Below are 21133 nucleotides of genomic sequence, written 5' to 3' on the forward strand. Positions count from 1 at the left end.
GGGGGACCGGGTGTGCAACTGTTGGGACACAGGGTGCGCGCGGCGGAGTCGCCGCGCGGATGGTGTCAGACTGGTTGTCATGCCTGAGCTGCGGTCGAGGACCTCCACCCATGGTCGGACGATGGCCGGCGCCCGGGCCCTCTGGCGGGCCACCGGGATGACCGACGACGACTTCGGCAAGCCGATCGTCGCCATCGCGAACAGTTTCACCCAGTTCGTACCCGGTCACGTCCACCTCAAGGACCTCGGTGGCCTGGTCGCCGACGCGGTGGCCGAGGCCGGCGGCGTCGGCCGGGAGTTCAACACGATCGCCGTGGACGACGGCATCGCCATGGGCCACGGCGGCATGCTCTACTCGCTGCCCAGCCGGGAGCTGATCGCCGACGCGGTGGAGTACATGGTCAACGCGCACTGCGCGGACGCCCTGGTCTGCATCTCCAACTGCGACAAGATCACCCCGGGCATGCTGCTGGCCGCGCTGCGGCTCAACATCCCGACCGTCTTCGTCTCCGGCGGCCCGATGGAGGCCGGCAAGACGGTGGCGATCGAGGGCGTGGTGCACTCCAAGATCGACCTGATCGACGCCATGATCGCCTCCTCGAACGAGGCGGTAACCGACGACCAGCTCGGCGAGATCGAGCGCTCCGCGTGCCCGACCTGCGGCTCCTGCTCCGGCATGTTCACCGCCAATTCGATGAACTGCCTCACCGAGGCGATCGGCCTGGCCCTGCCGGGCAACGGGTCGACGCTCGCCACCCACGCCGCGCGGCGGTCGCTGTTCGTCGAGGCCGGGCGCACCGTCGTCGAGATCGCCAAGCAGTGGTACGAGAACGACGACGCCTCGGTGCTGCCGCGCTCGATCGCCGGCCGGGAGGCGTTCGAGAACGCGATCGCCCTCGACGTGGCGATGGGCGGATCCACGAACACGGTGCTGCACCTGCTCGCCGCCGCCCGCGAGGCGGAGCTGGACTTCGGCGTGGCCGACATCGACGCGATCTCCCGCCGGGTGCCGTGCCTGGCCAAGGTCGCCCCGAACTCCCCGAACTACCACATGGAGGACGTGCACCGCGCCGGCGGCATCCCGGCCATCCTCGGTGAGCTGGACCGCGCCGGGCTGCTGCACCGCGACGTGCGGTCGGTGCACTCCCCCAGCCTCGACAAGTGGCTGGCCGACTGGGACGTGCGCGGCGGCGCGGCCCGGCCGGAGGCGGTCGAGCTGTTCCACGCCGCGCCGGGCGGGGTGCGCACCACCGAGCCGTTCTCCACCACCAACCGCTGGTCGTCGCTGGACACCGACGCGGCCGGCGGCTGCATCAGGGACCGGGAGAACGCGTACAGCGCGGACGGCGGCCTGGCCATCCTGCACGGCAACCTCGCGCCGGCCGGCTGCGTGGTGAAGACCGCCGGTGTGCCCGAGGAGTGCCTGACGTTCCGCGGCCCGGCCAAGGTCTACGAGTCGCAGGACGACGCGGTGACCGCGATCCTCGCCAAGGAGATCGTCGCCGGGGACGTGGTGGTGATCCGCTACGAGGGCCCGAAGGGTGGCCCCGGCATGCAGGAGATGCTCTACCCCACCTCGTTCCTCAAGGGCCGTGGGCTGGGCCGCTCCTGCGCGCTGCTGACCGACGGCCGGTTCTCCGGCGGCACCTCCGGCCTGTCCATCGGGCACGTCTCCCCGGAGGCGGCCTCGGGCGGCCTGATCGCGCTGGTCCGCGACGGCGACGAGATCGTCATCGACATCCCGGGCCGGTCGATCGAGCTGAACGTGCCCGCCGACGAGCTGGAGGCGCGGCGGGTGGCCGAGGAGAAGCGGGACCGTCCGTACACCCCGGTCGACAGGCAGCGTCCGGTGTCGGCGGCGCTGCGCGCGTACGCGTCGATGGCGACCTCGGCCAGCGACGGCGCCTACCGTCGCGTCCCGGAGTGACGTAAGGAAGGGCCCCCTCTTAACGCCTCCGGTAGAGGAGGGGGCCCTTCTTAACGCCCGCGCGCCGGTAACCTCCGGCGGCGTGGAGACGACGGTGAGTTACGCGCGACTGGTCCGGCCGGCGATCGACCGGGTGTACGTGGGCGCCAGGTGGGGAGCCCGCGCCCGGATGAAGGCGTTCTACGCCGAGCGCGGCTGCACACTCGGCGCGGAGAACAGCTTCTTCTCCGGCGTGCTGGCCCGGCCGATGCCCGCCGAGGCGCTGGCCGACGGCCTGATCTACACCTCCGGAAGCATGGACGAGGAGCTGGAGCAGGGCGTCGTGGTCCGGGACGCCGACGGCGCCTGGCACCTCACCGACCTCGGCCGCGAGCTGACGCTGTTCGCCCAGCGGGCCACCGGTGAGGCAGCCGAAGAACTGTGGTCGACACTGCCCGGTGTGCTGCCCGGTCTGCGCATCGTGCCCCGCCTCGCCGACCTGGTCGGCCGGGTGCTGACGCACGCGCAGGCCACCGGCGGGCCGGTGTTCCGGGCGATGTCCCCGCCGTACGAGCCGGAGGGCGCCTCCCCGGCGCTGCTGCTGGTCACCCGGCTGGGCTCGCTGCGCCACCACCGCGCCGACGCGCACCGGGCCGCGTGGCGGGCCGCCGGGCTGACCGCCGAGGGGATCCGGGCGCTGCCGGACGGCCCGGAACGCGCGGCGATCGAGGCGGACACCGACCGCCGCGACGAACCGGCGTACGCGGCGCTCACCGAGGCCGAGCGGTGGGAACTGCTGGCCGGCCTCGCCGCCCTGCCCGACTAGCGCTCGTCCTTTCCCGCCCTCGGGTGGGAACGCCATGACCCGTTTGACACCCATGACGTTCCCCTCACTGCTGGGTGGGGTCCTCCTCGGCCGGTGCGGTGCCGTCGATGGGCAGGCCGAACTCCGCTGGTGAGTTCTCGTCGGTGCCGTCCAGGTCCGCGTGCGGGTCCTCCGGGGTGACGTCGTCGGGGTCGGCGCCTCCGGCGTGCAGTTCGGACAGCTCAACCGGATCAGTCATGCCGTCCTGGTACCCGGCGTGCGCCGTCCGAACCCGCCGGTGCGTCAGCCTGCCCGGTGTCGCTCCAGGCCGTCGAAGAGCAGGTCGAGGGTGAACTCGAACTCGGTCTGAGAATCGCACCAGCCGAGCGTCGGATCCGCCGCGTCGTGCGTCTCGGCGGCGACCATGGCGGCCAGGTGCGGCAGCCGCTCGGCCAGCGCCACCATCTCGGCCTCCGCTGCCGCCGCGTCGGCCTCCCCGCCCGCGTCCGGCCGGAACACCTCCTGCGCGAAGCCGAGCGCAAGGCTGCCGAAGGCGTGCAGCGCCCGGTGGGCGATCCGGTACGAGAAGCCGCCCTCGACGAGCGTGGCGAGGATGCCGTCGTAGTAGGCGTACACCCCGGCGGGGACGGTCGGGCGGGAGCTGAGCAGCGCCGGGGCCCACGGGTGCCGCAGCATGACCGCACGCGCGGCGAGGAAGCGCAGCCGCAGCCGGGTACGCCAGTCACCGCCGGGCGCGTCGGCCTCGGCCCGTTCGGCGGCTGCGGTGATCTCGGCGGCGACGGCGTCCACGAGGCCGTCGAGCAGTCCGGCCTTGCCGGGCAGGTGGTGGTAGAGCGACATGGCCTCGACGCCGAGTTCGGCGGCGAGCCGTCGCATCGTGAGCGCCGCCATCCCCTCGGCGTCGACCAGGGCGATCGCGCTGGCCAGGGCCCGCTCGCGGCTGAGCGGCTCCCGAGGCTTCCTCGCTCCCATGCGGCTTCCCATCTCCCTTGACCTTACAACGTATGGTTGGCCTTACGACGTAAGGCGACCCCGGCCACGGCACGTCGATCACCCCCGAAGGAGCCGCCATGCACCAGCTGATCCGTACCGCCCGGGTGACCGGGCTGTTCTACCTCGGGCTCGCCGTCACCGGCGCCCTGGGGTTCCTCACCGTCCGTCCCATGCTCTTCGACGCCGATGACGCGGGCACGACGCTCGCCAACCTGGTGGCCCACGAGCCGCTGGCCCGCCTCGGCATCGCCCTCGAACTACTGGTCGTCCTCACCCAGACGCTCACCGCGGTCTGGTTCCACCGCCTGTTCCGTACTGTCGACGGCACCGCCGCGGGCAGCATCGCCGCCTTCGGGCTCGTCAACGCCGTCGCGATCCTCGGCAGCGCCGCCGTCCTCGCGACGGCCTTGCAGGTCGCGACCGGCGGGCCGGGCGACGCCGACACCGTCCAGCTGCTCTACCTGGTCAGCGGGAACCTATGGGAGGTGGGCGGGCTCTTCTTCGGCCTCTGGCTGGTGCCGATGGGCTGGTGCGTGCTCCGGTCGGGCTGGCTGCCCCGGCCGCTGGGCTGGGTCCTCGTCGCCGGTGGTGTCGGCTACGTGCTCATGACGTTCGTCGCGTACCTCGCCCCCGGCGCCGGCGCCGCCGGCGACCTGCTGGTGATCCCCGCCACTGTGGGCGAGGTCTGGATCCTCGGCTACCTGATCATCTTCGGCGTGCGCAGGCGGGCACTCGAAGGGACCGAAGCCTAGGCCGGGCTCGCGGCGAGGGCGACACCCCGGGCGTACCGGATGGCGGCCGGGGTGTCCGCGAACACCAGGCCCTCGCGGCGCAGCTCGTCGGCGACGCCGAGCGTGCTGAGCACCTGGTCGTGGCCCGGGGTGATGCCGGAGAGCAGCACCATGATCCCCCGGCCGCGCAGCCGGGCGATGGCGTCGCCGAGCACCTGGGCACCGGTCGCGTCGACCGTGGAGACGCGGGACATGCGCAGGATCACCACCCGCACGTCGGCCACCTCGGCCAGTTCCAGCAGGAACGTGTGCGCGGCGGCGAAGAACAGCGGCCCGTCCAGCCGGTACGCCACGATGTGCTCGGCGAGCAGCGCGTGTTCCTCGTCGCTGTGCTCGCCGGTGTCCAGCGGCACCTGTTCCAGCTTGGCGCTGCGGGCCACCGCGCGCAGCGCCAGGACGACCGCGACCGCGAGCCCGACGACCACTGCTGTCACCAGGTCCCAGATCACCGTGACGGCGAACGTCAGCACCAGCACCACCGCGTCGGCGCGGGTGGCCCGCATCAGCGCGAGCAGGGAGGCCGCCTCCACCATCCGTACCGTGGTGGCGAGCAGCACCCCGGCCAGGGCGGCCAGCGGGATACGGCCGACCAGCGGGGCGGCGGCGAGCACGATCGCGGCGAGGGCGACCGCGTGGGTGAGCGCCGCGAGCTTCGAGGACGCCCCGGCGCGGACGTTCACCGCCGTACGGGCGATGGCGGCGGTCGCCGGGATGCCGCCGAAGACCGGGGAGGCGAGGTTGGCCAGGCCCTGGCCGAACAGTTCCCGGTCCGGGTCGTGCCGCTCGCCGACCGTCATGCCGTCCGCCACAGTGGCGGAGAGCAGGCTCTCCAGGGCGGCGAGCGCGGCCACGGCGAGGGCGCTCGGCAGCAGTACGCCCAGCGCGCCGAGGTCCACGAAGTCCAGCGACGGCGCGGGCAGCCCCTGCGGCAGCTCGCCGATCCGGGCCAGGTCGATCGGGGCCAGCTCGGCGAGCAGCGTCGCGGCGGCCACCCCGACCAGGGAGAACGGCACGGCGGGCCGCCATCGGCCGCCGAGCAGCATCAGCGCCGCCACGCCGAGCGCCACAGCGATCGCGGCGGGCCGGGGGTGCGCGGCGAACCGGGCGACCGCGTCGGCAGCCACCGCCCACACCTTCTCGCCGTGCGCGGCGGTGACGCCGAGCGCGGCCGGCACCTGTTGCAGCGCGATGACCACGGCGATGCCGGCGGTGAAGCCCTCGATCACCGGGGCCGGCAGGTAGCGGACGTACCGGCCGAGGCGGGCCACTGCGAGCGCGATCAGGATCAGCCCGGCCAGCGCGCCGACCATCAGCACGCCACCGGCACCGAACTGCTGCACCACTGGCACCAGCACGACTGTCATGGCCCCGGTGGGACCGGAGACCTGGAGGTTGGAGCCGCCGAAGACCGCCGCGACGGCCCCGGCGACGACGGCGGTGACCAGGCCGGCCTGCGCCCCGAGCCCGGAGGTGACGCCGAAGGCGAGCGCCAGGGGCAGCGCCACCACGGCGACGGTGAGCCCGGCGAGCAGGTCGCGCCGGGGTGAGCGGCGCGCGTTCTGCCAGTCGGCCCGGCCGGGCAGCAGCCCGGCGAACAGCCGGCCCGCCCGGCGTACGGCGTCACCGGCGCGAAGGGCAGCCGCGCTCACCGGTCCGTCCCGGAGGCCCGCAGTTCGTCCAGCAGGGCGTCCCGGTCGGTGAGGACCGCGCCGAGGATGCGCCGTCCGGCGGCGAGCAGGTCGGCCACGTCGGGGGTGCTGAGCGCGTACATGACCAGCGGGCCGTCCCGGTACGAGGTGACCATGCCGGCGCGGCGCAGCACGGCGAGCTGCTGGGAGAGGTTCGACGCCTCCACGTCGATGGCGGCCAGCAGGTCGCGGACCGGCTTCGGCCCGTCCTGGAGCAGTTCGAGCACCCGGATGCGCACGGGGTGCCCGAGGGTGCGGAACAGCTCCGCCTTGGCCTGGTACAGCGGCACCGACATGACTCACCTCTCCGACGACTCTGAAGACTTTATCACTTGCAGAAATCTTCAAATCGACGGAGATGCGGGTAAGGCCCTTCAGACGAGGTCGTTGACGCAGCGCAGCACCGGGCGGCGGGTGAGCGCGTCGGCGTCGAGCGGGCCGGGCGCGTGCACGGTGAACGTCGCGCTCTCCCCCGGCAGCAGCGTCACCAGCGCCCGGTCCACCTGCGCGGCCGGATCGAGGCGATCAGGGAACAGCGTCAGGTCGCGCAGCACGGTCCGGGCGGTCACCCGGACCCGCCGGCCGCCGTCGACCGGCTCGACAGTCGCGTCCCACTGCGCCGCCGGCCACCGCACGTCGCGGTCCTCGGCGAAGAACCACAGCGCGCGCTCCGCGGTGTCCCCGGCGTCCGCGACGAGCAGTTCCGCGCGGCCGTCGTCCGGCCGCGCCAGCTCCGCCGGCAGCGCCAGCACCACCGAGGAGTACGCGGGGACGTCGAGGTCGACCGAGGTCTTCGCCCTCGGCTCCCCGGTGAGCGCCAGCCGGGTGACGGTGGCCGGCCCGCTCCACGCCCGATCGGTCTCGTTCACCGCCACCAGCGCCAGCCCGCCGTCGCGCGGCTGCACCGTCAGCAGCCGGTCGGCGTAGGCGCGGCGCAGCGCGTACCAGAGGGGTTTGCGGCGGCCGTCGCCGTCGATCGCCGACCAGGACGTGACCGGCCAGCAGTCGTTCAGCTGCCACACGACGGTGCCGGTGCAGACCGGCCGGTGCGAGCGGAAGTGCTCCACCCCGAGCTGGATGGCGCGGGCCTGGTTGAGCTGGGTGAGGTAGTGCCAGTCGTCGAAGTCGGCGGGCGGCGGCAGGTGGGCGTCGAGCCCGCGCCGGAGCTTGCCGTCCCCGTCCGCAGCCTTCTGGTGGTGTGCCATGCCCGGCGAGTCGTGCGTGAGCGGGTCGTCGGAGAGGGCCCGGCGCAGCGTCGCGTACGCGGGCGGCGCCTGGTAGCCGAACTCGGCCACGAAGCGTGGAACGTAGTCCCGGTAGCGCGTGTAGTCGTCGGTGTTCCACACGTCCCAGATGTGCGTGGTGCCGTGCGCCGGGTCGTTGGGGTGGACGTCCTCGCTGCCGGACCAGGGGCTACCCGGCCAGTACGGGACCGTCGGGTCCAGCTCGCCGACGATCGCGGGGAGCAGGTCCAGGTAGTAGCCGCGTCCCCAGGTGCGTCCGGCCAGGGGCTCCTGCCAGTCCCAGTCGTGCCAGCCCCAGATGTTCTCGTTGTTGCCGGTCCAGAGCACCAGCGACGGGTGCCCGGCGAGGCGGGTCACCTGCTCCCGCGCCTCCGCCTCGACCTCGGTGCGGAACGGCTCCTCCTCCGGGTACGCGGCGCAGGCGAACAGGAAGTCCTGCTGCACCAGCAACCCCATCTCGTCGGCGAGGTCGTAGAAGTCGTCCGACTCGTACCGGCCGCCGCCCCAGACGCGCAGCAGGTTGACGTTCGCGTCGGCCGCCTGGCCGAACCGCCCGGCGAGGCGCTCCCGGGTGACCCGGTTGGGGAACGCGTCGTCGGGGATCCAGTTGACGCCCTTGACGAACACCGGCACGTCGTTGACGTGCAGCGTGAACGGGGTGCCGTGGGCGTCGGGCGTGGTGTCCAGCCGGACCGAACGGAACCCGATCCGGCGGGCGGCGGCGTCCAGCTCCCGGCCGTCGGCGCCGTGCAGGGTGACGTCGAGGTCGTACCGGGGCTGGTCGCCGTACCCGATCGGCCACCACAGCGCGGGGTCCGCGACGGTGAGCGTCACGACGGCGGTCCGCTCCCCCGCCGGTACGGCGACGTCGGCGGTGACCCCGGCGACGGCGGCGCGGACGGTCAGCGGCTCGTCGCCGGCCCGCTCGACCTGCACGTGCAGCTCGACCCGGCCGACGTCGTCGGCCACCGTGACAATCGGCCGGACCGACGCGAGCCGGGCGGTGGACCAGGAGTGCAGGCCGATGTCGCGCCAGATGCCGGCGGTGACGAGCGTCGGCCCCCAGTCCCAGCCGAAGTTGCAGGCGGTCTTGCGGATGAAGTGGAACGGCTCCGGGTACGCGTTCGGCCGGTCACCGAGCCGGTCCCGGTGCGCCTCCGCGTACCGGTACGGGGAGTCGAAGCGTACGGCGAGGGTGTTGCCGTCCGGGCGCAGCAGCCCGCGGACGTCGAAGCGGTACGAGCGGTGCTGGTTCTCGGTGCGGCCGACCTCGACGCCGTTGAGCGTGACGGTGGCGACCGTGTCGAGGCCGGCGCAGACCAGGTCGACCCGCTCGTCGTCACCGGGCTGCCCGGCGAACGTGGTCTCGTAGACCCAGTCGGTGCGGCCGATCCAGGTGAGGCGGTTCTCGTTGTCGTCCAGGTACGGGTCGGGGATGAGGCCGGCCGCGAGCAGGTCGGTGTGGACGCAACCGGGGACTGTCGCCGGCACCGCCGTCCCGGCGATCTCCGGCGGCACCGCCGGCCCGGGCTCGGCCCGCAGCGTCCACCCCTCGTGCAGCAGCGTTCGACGGCTCACGACTTCACCGCGCCTTCCATGATTCCGCGGACGATCTGACGTCCACCGATGAACAGCATGACCAGCAGGGGAACGGTGGCGATGAACGCGCCCGCGAGCACCCGCCGGTAGATCACGTAGTTGCCGCTGGCCAGGTCGGAGACCGCCACCATCGACGTCGGGTAGTCGGTGCCGCTGAGCGTGATCAGCGGCCACTGGAAGTCGTTCCAGGTGGCCACGAACGTGAGCAGGCCGAGCACCGCCAGGGCCGGGCGGATGGCCGGGAGCACGATGGTCGCGTACACCCGCATGGTCGTGGCGCCGTCGACCCGGGCCGACTCGATCAGCTCGTCCGGGACGGTGTTCACGATGAACTGCCGCATGTAGAACACGCCGAACGCGGTGACCAGGCCGGGCGCGATGACGGCGAGCAGTGTGCCGTTCCAGCCGAGCTCGCCCATCACGATGTAGAGCGCGACGATGCCGAGCTGGTTGGGCACGGTCAGGGTGAGCACCACGAACAGCATGAGCGCGCGGCTGCCCTTGAAGCGCAGCTTGGCGAAGGCGAAGCCGGCCAGTGAGCAGAAGAACAGCACCGAGGCGGTCACCACCACCGAGACGATGACGCTGTTGACCAGTGATGCGGCGAAGTAGACGTCCTGGAGGGAGAAGACCTCGTCGACGTTGGTGAGGAAGCGGTCGCCCGGTACGACAGCCGGTGGCAGCATCGCCAGCGCCTCGTCGTCGCTGGTGGCGATGACGAACATCCAGTAGAGCGGGAACGCGGCGAACAGCATGCTCACCGCGAGGAGCAGGTAGGTCCAGAGCCCGGCCGGGGTGTCCTGTGGCGCCCGGGCCACCACGCGTCGCGTCGTCACCGGCGGCCTCCGGAGAGTCGGTTGGTCAGGAGGTAGTTGACGCCTGCGACGACCAGGATGATCAGAAACAGCGCCCAGGACATCGCGGCGGCGTACCCGAGGTTGAGGTCCTTCCAGCCGACCTTGTAGATGAGCTGGGCGATGGTCTGCCACTCGCCGTCCGGCCCGCCGGTCGCGGCCTGGGCGTTCGGGTCGAACAGCATCGGCTCGGTGAACAGCTGCAACCCGCCGATGGTGGACAGGATGACCGTGAACAGGACCACCGGCTGGATCATCGGGACGGTGATCCGCCAGAGCTGCTTCCACGGCCCGGCGCCGTCGATCGCCGCGGCCTCGTAGACGTCGCGCGGGATGGACTGCATGGCGGCCAGGTAGAGCAGCGCGTTGTAGCCGATCCACTTCCAGTTGACCATGGTGGCGATGGCGATCCAGGCGTGCAGCTTGTCCGCCCGCCAGTCGATCGGGTCGTCCGGGCCGCCGATGCCGAGCAGGCCGAGCGCCCAGTTCGCCATGCCGAAGTCGCGGGAGAAGAAGACGCTGAACACCATCGTCGAGGCCACGATCGGTGTTACGTACGGCAGCAGCACGCCCACCCGCCACCACGTCTGCGCCCGCAGCTTGCGGTTGAGCAGCGACGCGACGAGCAGCGCGAGCAGCAGTTGCGGCACGGTGGAGAGCAGGAAGATGCCGAACGTGTTGTAGAGGGCGTTCCAGAAGTCCTCGTCGGCGAACAGGCGGCTGAAGTTCTCGGCGCCGGCCCAGTACGGCAGCGTCGGGTCGTCCAGCCGGTAGTTGCGCAGCGACACGACCGCGTTGAACAGCAGCGGGAACAGCCCGAACACGAGGAAGAGCAGGAAGAACGGCGCGATCATCAGGTACGGCATGTACCGCATGTCGAAGCGGTACAGCCGGTCGCGCCAGGTCATCCGCCGGTCGCCGGCGCCGGTACGGCCGCGCTTGCGCGCGGGTGGGCGGCCGGGCGGCGCGGGCGCGGCACGGGTGCTGGACATCGGTTCACTCCAGGGCCGGGAGATCGGACGGTGACGGGGCGGACCGGGCCGCCCCGTCACCGCTGACACGTCAGGACTTGGCGGCCTTCTCGGCCTCCTTGACCGCCTCGGACCAGGCGGCGTCGGACTTGAGCGACTTGTTCTCCACCCGCCGGATCACGTTCTCCACCGCCACCCGGGTCGGGCCGTTCTTCCGGCCCAGGTACTGCGGGGTGAGGCCCTGCGCCATCTTCGGGAAGATCTGGCCGACCGGGGCGTCGTTGAAGAACGGGTTCTTGAAGTCGGCGATCGCCGGGTCGGTGTAGAGCGCCGGCTGCGACGGCAGGTTGCCGACCTTCTTGAAGATCTCGATCTGCTGCTCCGGCGCGACCAGCCAGGTCAGCAGCTTGTACGCCTCGTCGACGTTCTTGCCCTGCTTCGGCAGCGTCAGGAAGGAGCCACCCCAGTTGCCGCCGCCACCCGGTACCGCGGCGATGTCCCACTTGCCCTCGGTGCCCGGCGCGGTGTCCTTGATGTGGCCGAGCATCCAGGCCGGGCAGGCGAGCACCGCGAACGCGCCGCTGGTGAAGCCCTTGTCCCAGTCAGCCTGGAAGCTGACCAGGTTGGCCGACAGCCCGGCGCCCACGGCCTTGACCGTGTAGTCGAACGCGACCTTCGGGCCCTGCTCCATCCGGAGCTGGTCCTGCTCGTCGTAGAAGCCGACCGGCTGCTGGCCGAGAATCGGGTTGAACAGGTTGGTGCCGGCGTCGATGAACTTCTTCTTCGTCGTGGCGGTGTACTGCTGGCCGACCTCGATGAACTTGTCCCACGTGGGCCAGAGCGCTGACACCTGGTCGCGTTCGGTGGGCAGGCCGGCGGCCTTGAACAGGTCGGTGCGGTAGCACATGGCCAGTCCGCCGACGTCGGTGCCGAGGCCGATCTGCGTCTTGCCGTCGGCCGACAGCGACTGCTTCCACTTCCAGGGCAGGTACTTGCTCTCGTACGAGCCGGCGCCCTTGTCGAGCAGGTTGACGAACTTGTCGGACTGGCTGCGGAACTGGACCATGAAGCCCTCGTCGATCGCCGCGATGTCCGGCGCCCCGTTGCCGGCGACGAGCTTCTTCTGCAGGTCCTCGTGCTGGGCGTTGTACTCGCCCGAGTTGAGCTGGATCTTGACGTTCGGGTGTTCGGCCTCGTACTTGGCCTTCAGATCCTGGAGCCCGAAGTCGCCCCAGAAGTTGATTTTCAGCGTGACCTGACCACCGGCCGAGTCCGAGCCGCCGGTGGTGCTCCTGCCGCTACAGGCGGCGATCATGACCAGGCTGACGGCACCGACGGCGGCCACGCGCGCCAGGTGCGTCCAGGACCGTTTCATGTCATCCTCCGCGCCGAATGGGAACGCTCCCGATATCGAGGAACGTTGACTGAACCGGATAAGTGAGGCCACCGTACGGTTCACCTTCAGGGCTGTCAACGGGCGGTTACCGATGTGCCCGTCCGGCAACCTCACCGCCGCTCACGACTGCCGTTCACGGCCGTCCAGGGCAGGTGCCGGGCGATCGGCGCTCTAAGCTGAACCGCACAAGCGACGGCCGCCGGAACCCGTCCACCGCCACCCGCCGGTGGCACCCGGGACCGGCGCGGCGTGCAGTAGCGTCACCAGACGCCGGTGACCCGGCGACCGAGAACGCCCGCGAGGGCCGGACACAGTGGAGGAACGCTTCGGTGAAGCGGCCGACCATCGCCGACGTCGCCCGGCGCGCCGGGGTCTCCAAGGGCGCGGTGTCGTACGCGCTCAACGGCCAGCCCGGTGTCTCCGAGGCGACCCGGCAGCGGATCCTCGCCATCGCCGCCGAGATCGGGTTCCGTCCGAGCAGCGCCGCCCGCGCACTGTCCGGCGCCACCGCCAAGGCGGTCGGGCTGGCGCTGTGCCGCCCCGCCCGGATACTCGGCATCGAGCCGTTCTTCATGGAGCTGATCAGCGGCGTCGAGGCCGAACTGTCGGCCCGCTCGTACGCGCTCACGCTCCAGGTGGTCAGCGACCAGGAGGCCGAGATCGCCGTCTACCGGCGGTGGTGGGCCGAACGCCGGGTGGACGGTGTGCTCGTCTGCGACCTGCGCACCGACGACCGGCGGGTGCCGGCACTGGAGGAACTGCAACTGCCGGCGGTGGTGATCGGCGGCCCCGGGCACACCGGCGGCCTGGCGAGCGTCTGGGCCGACGACGCGGCGGCCCTCGTCGAGACGGTGGAGTACCTGGTCGCGCTCGGCCACCGGCGCATCGCCCGGATCGGCGGGCTGCCCACGCTGCTGCACACCGAGATCCGCACCGAGGCGTTCACCGGCGTGTGCCGGCGGCTCGGGCTGGACGAGGCGACCACCGTCTGGTCCGACTACACCGGTGAGGAGGGCGCGCGCGCCACCCGCCGGCTGCTCAGCTCCGCCGGCCGCCCCACCGCGGTGATCTACGACAACGACGTGATGGCGATCGCCGGGCTCTCGGTGGCCCAGGAGATGGGCCTCACCGTGCCCGGCGACCTGTCCATCGTGGCCTGGGACGACTCGCCGCTCTGCCGGCTGGTGCACCCGCCGCTCACCGCGCTGGGCCGGGACATCCCGGCGTACGGCGCGCACGCCGCCCGGCAGCTCCTGGCCGTGATCGCGGGCGAGCCGGCAGCCGTCGTGCAGGACGAGACGGCGCACCTGACGCCGCGCGGCAGCACCGCCCCACCTCGTACGACGACCCGCTGAACCGGTTCAGCTCACCGGGCGGTGGACGGATACTCCTCGAACCACGCCTCGACCCGCTCGGCGGTCGCCGGCCGGGCCAGCGCGAAGCCCTGGCCGTACCGGCAGCCGGCCCGCCGCGCGCCGGCCACCTGCCCCTCCGACTCCAGCTCCTCGACCACCAGTTCCACGCCGAGCCGGTCGGCCAGGTTCGCCACCACGTCGATCAGTGGGCGCTGACCGTCCCCACCCGGGCCGACCAGGTGCGGACCCACCTTGAGCAGGTCGATCGGCAGTCGGCGGAGCTGCGCGAGCGAGGCGTGCTCGGCCCGGAAGTCGTCGAGCGCGATCCGCACACCGATCGACCGCAGGCCGGCCAGCCGAGCTACCACTGTGGACAGCTCCAGTCCCACCACCGGCTCGGCCACCTCCACCACCAGCCGTTCCGGTGCCACGTCGTACGCGGCCAGCGCGGTAGCGGTACGCGCCACGAAGTCCGGCGCGGCCAGCTCGCGCGGCGTCACGTTCACCGCCATCCACAGCTCGCGACCGCCCTCCGACCACGCGGTGAGCTGGCGGCAGGCCCGGTCCAGCACCCACCGCCCGATCTCGCCGGTCAGGTCCAGGTCGGCCGCCACCGGCAGCAGCTCCGCCGGGAGCACTGTGCCCAGCGCCGGGCTGCGCCACCGCAGCAACGCCTCCGTACCCACCGGCATCCGATCGGCGAGCGCCACCACCGGCTGGTAGACCAGGTCCAGCTCACCGCGCGCCACCGCGCCGGGCAGCTCCCGCTCCAGATCCAGGCGGCGGACCAGCTGCTCCTCCAGGTAGGCGTCGTACCACTCGACCCGGTCCCGGCCGAGCTGCACCGCCCGGCGGCGGGCCAGGTCCGCCTGGCGCAGCACGTCCTCCGGATCGCCACCGCTGGTCTCGGCCAGCCCGACGCTCACCCCGAGCCGGGCGACGCCTCCGGGCCGGGGGTACGGCTCGGCCAGCGCCGCCAGCAGCCGCAGGCCGAGCGCGTACGCGAGCACCGGCCCGAGATCGGTGAGGACGGCGTACTCGGTGTCGCCGAGCCGGGCCACCAGATCGTGCGTCTCGGAGCTTGCCCGCAGCCGGCGCGCGGCCTCGCTGAGCACCGGCCCCTCCGGCACGGCGCCACCCACCCCGTGCAGGTCGACGACGAGCAGCCCGCCGCCACTGCGTTCCGCCATCGCCCGGACCAGATCCGCGCGGGTCAGCGGCACGGGCTCCACCGGCCGGGAGTCCGGTCCGAGCCGGCGCCGCAACCACGCCTCGCGGGCCGCGAGCCGTTGCACCCGGCGGCGCTGGTCGGCGGCGGCGAGCAGCTCACCCACCATGATCGGCGGAATGACGGCCAGGCCCAGGGCCATCGCGGCGGTACTGAACTCCCCCGCCGTCATCAGGTGGACCCCGGCGGCCAGCGCGGCGATCCCGGCCGGCGCGGTGAGGCGGGGCCAGGCGGCCGGCGCCGCGTCCCGGCCCGGCCGCTCACCGCCCGAGGTACGCCGGGCGCCTGCGGCCGTGAGCAGCGCCCCGGCCACCAGGGGCGCCGCGACGAGCGGCAGCGCCCGGTCCGGCGCGCCGTAAGCCAGCAGCACCACCAGTAGCGTCAGCCCGCCGAGCGTCAGGGCGGCCCCGGCGTGGCAGCGCGCGGCGCCCGGCCGGCGGCGGCGTTCGGCGACGGCCGCCACCGCGAGCACGGCGAGCACCACCGCGCCGCCCGCCGCCACCATTCCGGCCACGGCCGGGACCGGGCCGCCCGGCAGCAGCATCCAGCCCGCGAAGACCAGGCTGACGCCGAGCGCCAGCACGTCGACGGTACGGCGCACCAGCTCCGGGCCGGACAGCCGCGATCGGCCGGGCAGGCGCAGCAGGGCCGTCACGTGCAGCGCCCCGGTGAGGCACAGCCCGGCCAGCGCGATCGGCAGCCGGTGGGCGGCGTCGCTCAGTGGCAGCACCGCGACGGTGAGCCCGGCGACCAGGACGGCGCTGTCCAGGATGGCGGCGACCCGGCGGGACAGCGCAGCCCGGCGAGCCCGCCGCCCGGTCCTCGGGCCGAGCGCCGTCGCGCCGCGGGTCACGGCGAGGTCCGGAGCTTCGCCCGTCGGCACGGGACGGCCGGTCGGCGCGGGGTGGCCGGTCGGTGCGAGGTGACCGGTCGGTGCGAGGTGACCGGGCGGCGCGGGGCGGTCGGTCGGTGCCGGATGGTCGGGCGGTGCGGGACGGTCAGTCGACGCGCGGTGGCCGGGCGGTGCGGGACGGTCGGGCGGTGCGGGACGGTCGGGCGGCGCGGGGCCGTCGGGCGGTGCGGGGCGGTCGGTCGGTGTGGCGGCTCCGGCCAGCCAGGCGAGCCGGACGCAGGCGAGGGCGAAGCCTCCGGCGACGGCGAGCGCGGCGGCTGCGGGGCCGGGCAGGGCACCGGCGACGCCGGCGAGGAGGAAGGCCGTGCCGACGAGTGAGACGGCGACATCGGGCAGGACTGATCGCCGACGGGGAACGGCGGGAGGGGGGACGGGCACGGCGGTCGCCTTCGTGAGGGGGCACGGGGGCGGTGCGGTTGCGGTGCGCGGTACGACGTGCGGGGTCGGGGCGGTACGGGAACGCATCGGCGGGGACCGCTGCGGCCACGCCTAGAAACGATCCCGGAAGCGCCCGGTGACGTCACCGCCACAGTGACATCCGTCACATCAACGGCGGTCACCGGCCCGGATCACGCCCGAGATCGACGCGTCGGTCCCGCGTCGGTCTCCCGGGCGAGATCTTGGAAGGAAACGGCCCGCGGAGGGGCCCAACGCTTCCAAGATCTCCAACTCGAGCGAGATCTTGGTACCGGACCGCCCCGCGAGGGGCGGAACCGTACCAAGATGGTCGGCGGGAGTGGGGAGGGACGCGGGAGCGGTGGGGACGCCCGCGGGGTGGGGTGGACTGGCCGGGTGGGATTATCGGGGGGTGAGCCGCGCCGATACCGTCCGTTTCCGTCACAACCAGGCCATCCTGGTCGCCGCGATCGTCGCCTTCATCGGCGCGCTGCCGCTGGCCTCCGCCCGCTGGTGGCTGCTCTGGGTGCTGCTCGTGCCGCTCGCCGTCGCGGTCTGGGCCTGGCGGGCCGGCACCGACGCCGATGCCCGGGAGCTGCGGCTGCGGGCGCTCGTCGGGCAGCGCCGGGTGCCGTGGAACCAGGTCGCCGAACTCGCCGGTGACCCCCGCGGCCGGGCGGTGGCCCGGCTCGACGACGGCGAAGTGGTGATGCTGCCGGCGGTACGCGCCACCGAACTGCCCCGGCTGATCGCCGTCACCGGGCAGGAGCTGCCGGACACCGGCAGCGATCATTAAGCCACCGGCGATCAGTAGCCGTCGACCACCCGGTTCGTCAGCTCCTCCCCGGCCACGTACCGGCGCAACTGCTCGCCCACCAGGCGGTACGCGCGGGGCAGCAGCCCGCGTACCGAGCCGGCGACGTGCGGGGTGAGCAACACGTTCGGCAGCTCCCACAGGGGATGGTCGGCGGGCAGCGGCTCCGGGTCGGTGACGTCCATCGCCGCGCGCAGGCGGCCCGAGGTCAGCTCGGCCACAAGCGCCGAGGTACGCGCCACCGGCCCGCGGGCGGCGTTGACGAGCAGCGCGCCGTCAGGCATCGCGGCGAGGAAGCGCTCGTCGACCATGCCCCGGGTCTGCTCGGTCAGCGGCACCAGGAGAACCACCACGTCCGCCTCGGGCAGCAGCGCGGGCAACTCGTCCACCCCGTGCACGCCCTGGTCGGGTCGCGGCGTACGGGCCACGAGCGTGAAGCTCACCTCGAACGGGGCGAGCCGGTCGCGTACCGCGGTGCCGATCGAGCCCGCGCCGACGATCAGCACCCGCTTGCCGGCCAGTTCGTCGGTGGGCGCCACCTCGTCGTACGCCCACTCGCGCCGGTCCTGCGCGCGGGCCAGCGGCGCGAATCCGCGCAGCGAGGAGAGGATCGCGGCGACCACCCATTCGGCGGTGGGTGAGTCGTGCACGCCCCGGGCGTCGCAGAGCGTCACGCCGTCGGGGATCCGCCCCACCCAGGCGTCCGCCCCGGCGGAGAGCAGTTGCACCACCTCGACGTCGGGCAGCTCGGCGAGGAGCGCCCCGGCGTCCGGGCCGGACAGGAACGGTGGCACCCAGAACCGCACCCCGGACGGGGACGACGGAAGCCGCCGCGGGTCGTCCAGCAGCTCCACGGTGACGCCGGGCGGCAGCTCGCCGAGCAGCCGGCGGCCCTCCGGGTGCGGGATCCATACCTTCACGACCGCCGACGATATCGGCCCCGGACCGGCCGGCGCGGCGTGACCCGTGACGAACACCGCGCCGGGAATGGAGTGGCGGCCCGGCGGGGTATAACCGAGAACGGGATGCCGGTCGGGTGTTCCGCTTGCTGAGGGCGGTGGCGATGAGCGAGGACGGCCGGGGACGGGTGTCCGTGCCGATTCCGGCGCTCGCCGACCCCGACCGGTTGCGTTCACTCGACGAGACCCGGCTCGACGCCGTACTGGACGAGGCGTTCGACAGGTTCGCGCGTCTGGTCGGCGACCTGCTGGACGTGCCTGTCGCACTCGTATCCCTGGTGGACGCCGAGCGCCAGTTCTTTCCCGGCGCGACCGGCCTGCCGGAGCCGTGGGCGGCCCGCCGGGAGACGCCGCTGAGCCACTCGTTCTGCCAGCACGTCGTCGACATCGAGATGCCGCTGGTGCTGCCCGACGCCCGTCTCTACCCGCGCGTACGCCTCAACCTGGCGATCGAGGATCTGGGCGTGGTGGCGTACGCGGGCATGCCGCTGACCGACCTGGAGGGGCGGGTGCTCGGCTCGCTCTGCGCGATCGACAGCAAGCCCCGGGCCTGGACGAAGGAGCAGCTGCGGACGCTCGCCGACCTGGCCGCCGCGTGCTCCTCGGAGCTGCGACTGCGTATCGCGGTCCGCGGCGCCGAGCAGGCCCGCCGCCGCGCCGAGGAGGCGCACGACCGGCTCGCCATGCTGGCCGGGATGAGCGAGATGCTCGGCGGCACGCTCGACGTGGCCACCGCCGTGGACCGGCTCGGGCACGCGATGGTGCCGCTGCTCGCCGACTGGTGCCTGATCACGCTCGTCGACCCGGCGGGCCGGCCGCGCACCGTCACCGGCGTGCACCGCGACGCCGAGCGCAAGGCCGACCTGACCCGCATCGCCGAGTTGCTGACCACCGGGCTCAGCGCGGAGTCGCAGATCCGGTCGGTGCTGCGTACCGGGCGGCCGGCGGTGCGCGCAGTGGCCGACCTGGACGACGTGGCGCGCGGCACCACGCGCCCGGAGCTGGTGCCGCTCGCCGACCGTCTCGGCATCGGCTCCCACCTGACCGTGCCGATCACCGCCGCCGGGGACCGGGTGATCGGCGCCGTCACGCTCGTCAACCGTCAGGGGCGGCGCGGTTTCGACGCCAGCGACCTGCGCACCGCGCAGGACATCGGGGTACGTGCCGGACAGGCGGTCGGCAACAGCCGCCTCTACGGGGAGCAGCGGCACGTCGCCGAGGTGCTCCAGCACAGCATGCTGCCGAGCCTGCCGGCCGTGCCCGGAATCGAGCTGGCCGCCCGCTACCTGCCGGCCGCCGACCGGGTGGAGGTGGGCGGCGACTGGTACGACGCGTTCGTCCAGCCCGACGGCGAGCTGATCGCCGCGATCGGCGACGTCGCCGGGCACGACATCGAGGCGGCGGCCACCATGGGCCAGTTGCGCAACCTGGTGCGGGGCAACGCGTACGGGCGTAACGACCCGGTGGAGGATCTGGTGGCCCACCTCGACCAGGCCATGGGCGGGCTTCGGGTGCCCACCGTCGCGACCGCCGTGCTGGCCCGGGTCCGTCCGGCCGCCGGCGGGCTGACGGTCTTCTGGTGCAACGCGGGGCATCCGCCGCCGCTGCTGGTCCGCGCCGACGGCACGGTCTCGGTGGCCGACGGCCGCGGGCCGCTGCTCGGGCTGGCCCGGCCGCCCCGGCGTACCGGCCGGACGCTGACCCTGGCACCGGGCGACACGCTGCTGCTGCACACCGACGGGCTGATCGAGCGCCGGGACCAGCCGATCGACGAGGGACAGGCCGAGCTGCTCGCCCACCTCGCGGCCGGCGGGCCGGGCGTACCGCTGGACCTGCTCTGCGACCGGCTGCTCGCCGCCGCGCACCGGCGCGAGGACGACGTCGCCCTGCTCGCGCTGCGGGCCGGCTGACCGGGACTCCTCCGAACGGCCGGACGCGGGCAGGGGTGCGCGCGACGTGCCCGGTTCGCCGGTCCGCCCGGCTAGGCTGGGCCGGGTGAGCCCGCGTCTTGCGTACCCCCGTGTCAGCCGCCTCCGGACGGCGCTGGCGGCGTCCTGCGCGGCGTTGCTCCTGGGCGCCGCCGGCTGCTCCCTCGGCGAGCCCGAGCCGGACCCGGCCGGCGCGCCGCCCAACCTCCCCACACCGTCCGGCACCGCGAGTCCCGGCGGGGCCGGTCAGCAGGTTGTCGCCACCGTGCTGGCCAAGGGGCTGGAGGTGCCGTGGGGCATCGCGTTCCTGCCCGACGGCGGGGCGCTGGTGACCGAGCGGGACAAGGGACGGATCCTCCAGGTCGGCCCGGAGTTCGGCCCGGACGGGCTGGCCGTCCGGCCGGTGCAGACCGTGCCGGACGTGGCCGCCGGCGGCGAGGGCGGCCTGCTGGGCATCGCGGTCTCCCCCGCGTACGCCAAGGACCGCACGGTCTTCGTCTACTACACGGCCGAGGACGACAACCGGATCGCGAAGATGCAGCTCGGGCAGGCGCCGAAGCCGATCCTGACCGGCATCCCGAAGTCCGGCACGCACAACGGCGGCGGGCTCGGCTTCGGCCCGGACGGCCACCTCTACGCGAGCACCGGCGACGCCGGGCGCACCGAGAACGCCCAGGACGCCAAGAGCCTCGGCGGCAAGATCCTCCGGATCACGCCGGACGGCAAGCCTGCGCCGGGCAACCCCACCGCCGGATCGCCGGTCTGGTCGACGGGCCACCGCAACGTCCAGGGCTTCGCCTGGACGCCGGACAAGAAGATGTACGCGGTGGAGTTCGGCCAGAACACCTGGGACGAGATCAACCAGATCAACAAGGGCGGGAACTACGGCTGGCCCCGGGTCGAGGGGCGCGGCGACGACAAGCGCTACGTGAACCCGCTCACACAGTGGCCCACCGGTGACGCCTCCTGTTCCGGCCTGGCGGCGGCGGACCGTCTGCTCGTCGCCGCCTGCCTGCGCGGCCAGCGACTCTGGCTGGTGGAGCTGGCCGGCAACGGCACAGTCCTCGGTCAGCCGCGCGACCTGCTCAACGGCCGGTACGGTCGGCTACGGGCCGTCGCGGCGGCGCCGGACGGCTCGCTCTGGGTGAGCACGTCGAACCGGGACGGGCGGGGTACGCCCACCGCCGAGGACGACCGCCTCCTGCGGCTCGTCTTCGCCGACGGGGGCGCCGGCCGGAGCTGATCCGGCCCACCGGGTTTGTCAAGATCGCG

Annotated in this window: 17 protein-coding genes; 7 read left to right on the forward strand and 10 right to left on the reverse strand. The window is 73.3% G+C overall.

Translation table 11 applies throughout. The features are described from left to right. The first annotated feature begins 79 nt into the window (after nucleotides 1-79). Together ilvD and FB455_RS11315 are read left to right on the forward strand one after the other, a co-directional pair. A complete protein-coding gene (ilvD, locus tag FB455_RS11310; RefSeq protein WP_013284500.1) occupies nucleotides 80-1927 on the forward strand; it encodes a dihydroxy-acid dehydratase in 1848 nt (615 codons plus the stop codon). A 94-nt stretch (nucleotides 1928-2021) separates the two neighbouring features. Beyond that, on the forward strand, nucleotides 2022-2732 hold the full coding sequence (locus tag FB455_RS11315) for a hypothetical protein (RefSeq protein ID WP_145753243.1): 711 nt from the start codon (nucleotides 2022-2024) through the stop codon (nucleotides 2730-2732). 64 nt (nucleotides 2733-2796) lie between these two features. On the opposite strand, the gene FB455_RS34255 is transcribed toward FB455_RS11315, so the two are convergent. Both FB455_RS34255 and FB455_RS11320 read right to left on the reverse strand, forming a co-directional pair. Beyond that, the gene (locus FB455_RS34255) at nucleotides 2797-2970 is read right to left on the reverse strand and encodes a hypothetical protein (protein WP_170215129.1); all 174 of its coding nucleotides are present in this window, start codon (nucleotides 2968-2970) and stop codon (nucleotides 2797-2799) included. A 44-nt stretch (nucleotides 2971-3014) separates the two neighbouring features. Beyond that, nucleotides 3015-3716: a TetR/AcrR family transcriptional regulator C-terminal domain-containing protein gene (locus tag FB455_RS11320; RefSeq protein ID WP_145753245.1), complete on the reverse strand. Its 702-nt coding sequence runs from the start codon at nucleotides 3714-3716 to the stop codon at nucleotides 3015-3017. Nucleotides 3717-3802: 86 nt separating this feature from the next. Between FB455_RS11320 and FB455_RS11325 the strand changes: the two genes are divergently transcribed. Continuing rightward, nucleotides 3803-4477: a DUF4386 domain-containing protein gene (locus tag FB455_RS11325; protein ID WP_145753247.1), complete on the forward strand. Its 675-nt coding sequence runs from the start codon at nucleotides 3803-3805 to the stop codon at nucleotides 4475-4477. Here the strand turns inward: FB455_RS11325 and FB455_RS11330 are convergent. From FB455_RS11330 to FB455_RS11355, 6 genes are all read right to left on the reverse strand, one after another. Continuing rightward, the gene (locus FB455_RS11330) at nucleotides 4474-6165 is read right to left on the reverse strand and encodes a SulP family inorganic anion transporter (RefSeq protein WP_145753250.1); all 1692 of its coding nucleotides are present in this window, start codon (nucleotides 6163-6165) and stop codon (nucleotides 4474-4476) included. The genes FB455_RS11325 and FB455_RS11330 overlap by 4 nt on opposite strands. Beyond that, nucleotides 6162-6500, reverse strand: a complete 339-nt coding sequence (locus tag FB455_RS11335; protein WP_013284484.1) for an ArsR/SmtB family transcription factor — start codon at nucleotides 6498-6500, stop codon at nucleotides 6162-6164. The genes FB455_RS11330 and FB455_RS11335 overlap by 4 nt, the downstream gene beginning before the upstream one ends. A 78-nt stretch (nucleotides 6501-6578) precedes the next feature. Further along, nucleotides 6579-9026, reverse strand: coding sequence for a glycosyl hydrolase 2 galactose-binding domain-containing protein (locus FB455_RS11340; RefSeq protein ID WP_145753252.1), 2448 nt, complete (start codon nucleotides 9024-9026; stop codon nucleotides 6579-6581). Continuing rightward, complete coding sequence (locus FB455_RS11345; RefSeq protein WP_145753254.1) at nucleotides 9023-9883, reverse strand: carbohydrate ABC transporter permease; 861 nt, start codon at nucleotides 9881-9883, stop codon at nucleotides 9023-9025. Before FB455_RS11345 ends, FB455_RS11340 begins: the two co-directional genes overlap by 4 nt. Next, the gene (locus FB455_RS11350; RefSeq protein ID WP_013284481.1) at nucleotides 9880-10893 is read right to left on the reverse strand and encodes a carbohydrate ABC transporter permease; all 1014 of its coding nucleotides are present in this window, start codon (nucleotides 10891-10893) and stop codon (nucleotides 9880-9882) included. The genes FB455_RS11345 and FB455_RS11350 overlap by 4 nt, the downstream gene beginning before the upstream one ends. Before the next feature lie 70 nt (nucleotides 10894-10963). Continuing rightward, on the reverse strand, nucleotides 10964-12247 hold the full coding sequence (locus tag FB455_RS11355) for an ABC transporter substrate-binding protein (protein WP_013284480.1): 1284 nt from the start codon (nucleotides 12245-12247) through the stop codon (nucleotides 10964-10966). Between the two features lie 350 nt (nucleotides 12248-12597). Between FB455_RS11355 and FB455_RS11360 the strand changes: the two genes are divergently transcribed. Further along, nucleotides 12598-13623, forward strand: a complete 1026-nt coding sequence (locus FB455_RS11360; RefSeq protein WP_145753256.1) for a LacI family DNA-binding transcriptional regulator — start codon at nucleotides 12598-12600, stop codon at nucleotides 13621-13623. A gap of 11 nt (nucleotides 13624-13634) precedes the next feature. Here FB455_RS11360 and FB455_RS11365 read toward each other — a convergent pair whose 3' ends face one another. After that, entirely contained in the window at nucleotides 13635-16142 is a 2508-nt protein-coding gene (locus FB455_RS11365; RefSeq protein ID WP_145753258.1) for an EAL domain-containing protein, read from the reverse strand. A gap of 430 nt (nucleotides 16143-16572) precedes the next feature. On the opposite strand from FB455_RS11365, the gene FB455_RS11370 reads away from it, so the two are divergent. Continuing rightward, the gene (locus FB455_RS11370) at nucleotides 16573-16956 is read left to right on the forward strand and encodes a PH domain-containing protein (RefSeq protein WP_030270122.1); all 384 of its coding nucleotides are present in this window, start codon (nucleotides 16573-16575) and stop codon (nucleotides 16954-16956) included. 11 nt (nucleotides 16957-16967) lie between these two features. Here the strand turns inward: FB455_RS11370 and FB455_RS11375 are convergent, their stop codons facing one another. Next, a complete protein-coding gene (locus FB455_RS11375) occupies nucleotides 16968-17894 on the reverse strand; it encodes a 2-hydroxyacid dehydrogenase (RefSeq protein ID WP_145753261.1) in 927 nt (308 codons plus the stop codon). Nucleotides 17895-18037: 143 nt separating this feature from the next. On the opposite strand from FB455_RS11375, the gene FB455_RS11380 reads away from it, so the two are divergent. Beyond that, nucleotides 18038-19843, forward strand: coding sequence for a SpoIIE family protein phosphatase (locus FB455_RS11380; RefSeq protein ID WP_145753263.1), 1806 nt, complete (start codon nucleotides 18038-18040; stop codon nucleotides 19841-19843). 85 nt (nucleotides 19844-19928) lie between these two features. Further along, the gene (locus tag FB455_RS11385; RefSeq protein ID WP_145753265.1) at nucleotides 19929-21104 is read left to right on the forward strand and encodes a PQQ-dependent sugar dehydrogenase; all 1176 of its coding nucleotides are present in this window, start codon (nucleotides 19929-19931) and stop codon (nucleotides 21102-21104) included. Nucleotides 21105-21133 lie beyond the last annotated feature (29 nt).

The organism is Micromonospora sp. CNZ296 (assembly GCF_007827635.1).

Coding starts and splice junctions, on each gene's coding strand:
- ilvD (WP_013284500.1), top strand. CDS start 80: ATGCCTGAGCTGCGGTCGAGGACCTCCACCCATGGTCGGACGATGGCC.
- FB455_RS34255 (WP_170215129.1), bottom strand. CDS start 2,970: ATGACTGATCCGGTTGAGCTGTCCGAACTGCACGCCGGAGGCGCCGAC.
- FB455_RS11320 (WP_145753245.1), bottom strand. CDS start 3,716: ATGGGAAGCCGCATGGGAGCGAGGAAGCCTCGGGAGCCGCTCAGCCGC.
- FB455_RS11325 (WP_145753247.1), top strand. CDS start 3,803: ATGCACCAGCTGATCCGTACCGCCCGGGTGACCGGGCTGTTCTACCTC.
- FB455_RS11335 (WP_013284484.1), bottom strand. CDS start 6,500: ATGTCGGTGCCGCTGTACCAGGCCAAGGCGGAGCTGTTCCGCACCCTC.
- FB455_RS11350 (WP_013284481.1), bottom strand. CDS start 10,893: ATGTCCAGCACCCGTGCCGCGCCCGCGCCGCCCGGCCGCCCACCCGCG.
- FB455_RS11355 (WP_013284480.1), bottom strand. CDS start 12,247: ATGAAACGGTCCTGGACGCACCTGGCGCGCGTGGCCGCCGTCGGTGCC.
- FB455_RS11380 (WP_145753263.1), top strand. CDS start 18,038: ATGAGCGAGGACGGCCGGGGACGGGTGTCCGTGCCGATTCCGGCGCTC.